Annotated in this window: 6 protein-coding genes; 4 read left to right on the top strand and 2 right to left on the bottom strand. The window is 43.7% G+C overall.

Features of this window, described 5'->3' with window-relative positions; all coding sequences use genetic code 11:
- Positions 1-186, bottom strand: a 186-nt coding sequence (locus BCT81_RS29590) for a hypothetical protein (RefSeq protein WP_206748010.1), incomplete at its 3' end; no start/stop codon positions are given.
- A gap of 153 nt (positions 187-339) precedes the next feature.
- Here BCT81_RS29590 and sixA point away from each other — a divergent pair.
- Complete coding sequence (gene sixA, locus BCT81_RS10715; RefSeq protein ID WP_061033675.1) at positions 340-804, top strand: phosphohistidine phosphatase SixA; 465 nt, start codon at positions 340-342, stop codon at positions 802-804.
- A gap of 102 nt (positions 805-906) precedes the next feature.
- Here sixA and smrB read toward each other — a convergent pair whose 3' ends face one another.
- Positions 907-1,437: an endonuclease SmrB gene (gene smrB, locus BCT81_RS10710; protein WP_061033674.1), complete on the bottom strand. Its 531-nt coding sequence runs from the start codon at positions 1,435-1,437 to the stop codon at positions 907-909.
- A 62-nt stretch (positions 1,438-1,499) separates the two neighbouring features.
- On the opposite strand from smrB, the gene prmB reads away from it, so the two are divergent.
- The 3 genes from prmB to BCT81_RS10695 form a co-directional block, all read left to right on the top strand.
- The gene (prmB, locus tag BCT81_RS10705; RefSeq protein WP_008218350.1) at positions 1,500-2,432 is read left to right on the top strand and encodes a 50S ribosomal protein L3 N(5)-glutamine methyltransferase; all 933 of its coding nucleotides are present in this window, start codon (positions 1,500-1,502) and stop codon (positions 2,430-2,432) included.
- 252 nt (positions 2,433-2,684) lie between these two features.
- On the top strand, positions 2,685-3,326 hold the full coding sequence (locus BCT81_RS10700; protein ID WP_061033673.1) for a LysE family translocator: 642 nt from the start codon (positions 2,685-2,687) through the stop codon (positions 3,324-3,326).
- A 510-nt stretch (positions 3,327-3,836) separates the two neighbouring features.
- Positions 3,837-4,229 (top strand): protein adenylyltransferase SelO family protein (locus BCT81_RS10695; protein ID WP_198596878.1); only part of this gene is annotated, 393 nt, incomplete at its 3' end.

Below are 4,229 nucleotides of genomic sequence, written 5' to 3'. Positions count from 1 at the left end.
GTATTGATGTTCATCGTTGGGGCTTAAATGCACTGGAGCATCTCCAAAGAAGGTGGTTTTTAAATTATGTACCCGATGGTTCGGCGTGCAAACCTCGTGATCATATTTTGGGATATGAAGTGCTTTTTTGGCGACTTCTACATCACTTTTATCGATTTTTATCAGTGATTTATTTTCTTTTAACAAGATTGTTAAGAAAGTCGAACTCTTTAGCAAGTGACTTGATATAATTATTTATATAGACTGCGGCTCCCTCTGGATTGAGGGCCAAACGCTAAGTAGCGTATCGCTGATATGGGATATATCGACTTTCGAAATGTTACGTAGACAGGACAGAACATGAAAATATTCATAATGCGCCACGGTGAAGCAGAGCATTTTGCTAACTCGGACGCAGAACGAGCGTTAACTAAGCGCGGTAAAATGGCTTCTCTTGCGGTGGCTCAAGCTGCAAATGAGCAGGGCATTAGCCAGTTTGACAAAGTGCTTGTGAGCCCATACTTGAGGGCGCAAGAAACGTGGTTAGAGATATCTCAGGCGTTTTCTGGAAAGAAAGTGGAAACCTGTGATGACATCACGCCTTATGGAATGTCTGACGATGTGTTTGATTTGACCTTGGCAATGGCTGAAGTAGAAAAGCTAGAGACCATTTTATTTGTTTCTCATTTACCTCTAGTGGGCTATTTAACAGCAGAATTTGCAACCGGTATGGCGCCGCCGATGTTCCCAACATCAGGTTTAGCGTGTATTGAATTCGACCTTGAGACACAAAAAGGTGAGCTGCTGTGGAACATCAACCCATAACTTAGGGTTTGAGAGAACATAGAGCGACAGCCAGAATAGAAAAGGGCACCTCAGTAATTGAGGTGCCCTTTGTTATTTGGTGTGATGTGCTTACGACTCGTTCTATTTCTCTGGGATAGAGAGCAACACTAACAGTGCACCATTGCCGCCAAATTCAAGAGGTGCTTGGTGAAAGGCCATCACATCCGGATGCTGAGCCAGCCACAAAGGCACTTTCTCTTTTAAGATGTGCTTACCGATGCCGTGTTGAACACAGGCACACGCGACACCTTCTTTCACACAATGTGCGATCATAGCGCCAAGCTCGCGTTTGGCTTCTTGCTGCGTCATGCCGTGCATATCCAGATAGACGTCTGGTACATAGACACCACGACGAAGTCGTTTCACTTCATACTTGGAGACATCGTCACGCGCATAGCGTGTTGGACCCTCTTCGCTAAGGTGCGGAATGAACTCATCTGAGAAATAAAACTCGCTGTCACTGGCTTGTCTTGCCGTTCGAGTAATTTCTTTTTGTTTGGCATTTCTTTTTGGCTGCTGGATTATGGTATCCTGTTGCAACTTTTTAACGCCCTTTACTGCATCGCTGAACAGGGCGAAATCGTCATCGAAATCGGTGTCTTTTTTGCTCATCAGGTTATGAATTCTAATTTGAAACGTAATTAGCAGTATTGTAGCGCTTTTCGGAGACAATTTTGGATAAGATTTTTGTAGAAGAAGCGGTATCAGAACTACACACGCTTCAAGATGTGATTCGTTGGACTGTTAGCCGCTTCAATGCAGCGGGCCTATTTTATGGTCACGGCACTGATAATGCGTGGGATGAGGCGGTACAACTTATTTTACCAACTCTTTATCTGCCGATTGATGTTCCTTCACATGTATTGAACTCTCGTCTAACGAGCAGCGAGCGTCTACGCATTGTTGAGCGTGTAATCAAGCGTATCAATGATCGTACACCAACGGCTTACCTAACGAACAAAGCTTGGTTCTGTGGCCTTGAGTTCTTCGTTGATGAGCGTGTTCTTGTGCCTCGTTCTCCAATTGGTGAGCTTATTGAAGCTCAATTCCAACCTTGGTTAACTGAAGAGCCGACTCGCATCATGGACCTTTGTACGGGCAGTGGCTGTATTGCTATCGCTTGTGCACACGCATTCCCTGAAGCAGAAGTTGACGCAATTGACATCTCTACTGATGCATTGCAAGTTGCAGAGCAGAACGTTCAAGATCACGGCATGGAGCAACAAGTGTTCCCAATCCGTTCTGATCTGTTCCGTGATCTGCCAAAAGAGAAATACAACCTGATCGTATCTAACCCACCATACGTGGATGAGGAAGATATGAACAGCCTGCCAGATGAGTTCACTCACGAGCCAGAACTTGGTCTAGCTGCGGGTACTGACGGCCTGAAACTGGTTCGCCGTATCCTAGCTAACGCGCCAGACTACCTAACTGATGACGGTATTCTTATCTGTGAAGTAGGTAACTCAATGGTTCATATGATGGATCAGTACCCAGAGATTCCATTCACTTGGATTGAATTCTCTAATGGTGGTCACGGTGTATTCATGATCACTCGTGAGCAGCTTGTTGCTTGCGCTGATGAGTTCTCTATCTACAAAGACTAGTTGGTAGCTATTAGGCGAATGATCCGGTCATCGGGCTGTAAGCTTAGAACCTGAAATCTAGTAAGACGTTCGATTTGAAACGTTTTGTTTAAACGCTATGCATTGCTGCATGGCGTTTTTTATTGCCTAGATTAAAGATGTTTGTATTCATATCGAAGACGTTAAGTGCAATATTTAGTTGATTAATATGAGGGCTTATTACATATTGGTGTTTAATATTTAGTCGTTTTAGTGAGTTAAGGAGAATTCACGATGAGCTTTGATACATGGATCTACTATCTGTTAGCCGTGCTGATTTTGACGGCATCCCCAGGCCCAAGTTCTTTATTGTGCATGACCAAAGGTGTGCAATCGGGCTTCAAATTATCAATATTTACTGCTTTAGGTAGCCTAACGGCGATTACCGGAATTCTCACGCTATCGTTTACGGGACTCGGAGTCATTATTGCCTCTTCTGAAGTGGTATTTAATGTCATTAAATGGACGGGGGCGGCTTATCTTATCTTCCTCGGATGGAAATCGTTGCGCTCGAGTCAGCAAGATTATGACCAACTACCGAGTCAGCAATCAGACTCTAAAGTCGTTAAAGAGAGTATCGTTTCTCACTACGTAAGTGGCTTTATTGTCGGTGCCAGTAATCCTAAAGCGATTCTGTTTTTTACCGCACTTTTCCCGCAGTTTATTGACCCATCACTCGCGCTATTACCGCAGTTTGCTGTGTTTGCTTTAACCTTTGCTGTGATGGAGTTGTCTTGGTTATTGGTCTACGCGTATTTAGGCGCAAAGTCGTCGAACTGGTTGTTCGCGAAAGGCCGAGCTAAGGTTTTCAATCGTGTGACAGGGGGCGTGTTTATTGGAGCTGGAGCGCTGCTTTCAACGACAAGTCGAGCTTAAATCTATGATTTATCAAAGGGGTGAATAGTTACAGAAACTTCTTGGTGCTGTCATAAAAGGTTAACATTAATATGCTTGCTGCTTTTAACAAAAAGCCGATATATTGTAGTTACACCATCACGTTCTCAAGGAGAGGCATATGCAGCATCAAGAAATGATTCAACACAGTAATTTTGGCGTTATCAGCCGTACTTGGATTTTCTCTACCCTTTCTCTAGTGGGTATTCTTGCTCTAATGTAGTCAGCTAAATGGCTCTATATTTCCAGTTTTCATTATGAACATACTTGTAAAAAAGTTTTCAAAGTTAGAACTCTTCCTCCTATAAATGTGGCTTTTCTCACCAGCTTAGCCACTTAACCTTTTCCTAAACGCGTCCTTCCTCTTAGTAAAATTACATTTCATAGGGCAACAAAGCCAACTTTCGCACAAAGCTAATCGTGTAACCTGATCTGAAGTTGTTACTAAACTGTGATAATCTTAAATTATCTTTTATTTACAGTGTATCTCTCATGTCTGTCTGGGATTCTATTTCATTTAACAATCGATTTACTGCATTACCTCGACTGTTCTATACCCCAATCCAACCAACTCCGTTAAGCAATGTCCAATGGCTCGCCTGGAATCAAAACCTTGCCACTGAACTCGGCTTTCCGTCATTTGAGAGCGCTTCAGAAGAATTGCTAGATACCTTGTCTGGCAATGTGGAACCAGAGCAATTTTCTCCGTTAGCGATGAAATACGCAGGCCATCAGTTTGGTGCTTATAACCCTGATTTGGGCGACGGAAGAGGATTGTTGTTAGCTCAAGTTGTCGCTAAAAGTGGCGAAACGTTCGACTTACACCTAAAAGGTGCGGGGAAAACACCGTATTCGCGCATGGGTGACGGGCGCGCGGTTATCCGG

The sequence above is a fragment of the Vibrio sp. 10N.261.52.A1 genome, from assembly GCF_002876325.1.
Taxonomy (GTDB): Bacteria; Pseudomonadota; Gammaproteobacteria; order Enterobacterales; family Vibrionaceae; genus Vibrio; species Vibrio chagasii.
The sequence above is the reverse complement of the archived record's forward strand: the minus strand, read 5'-3'. Positions and strand labels throughout refer to the sequence as shown.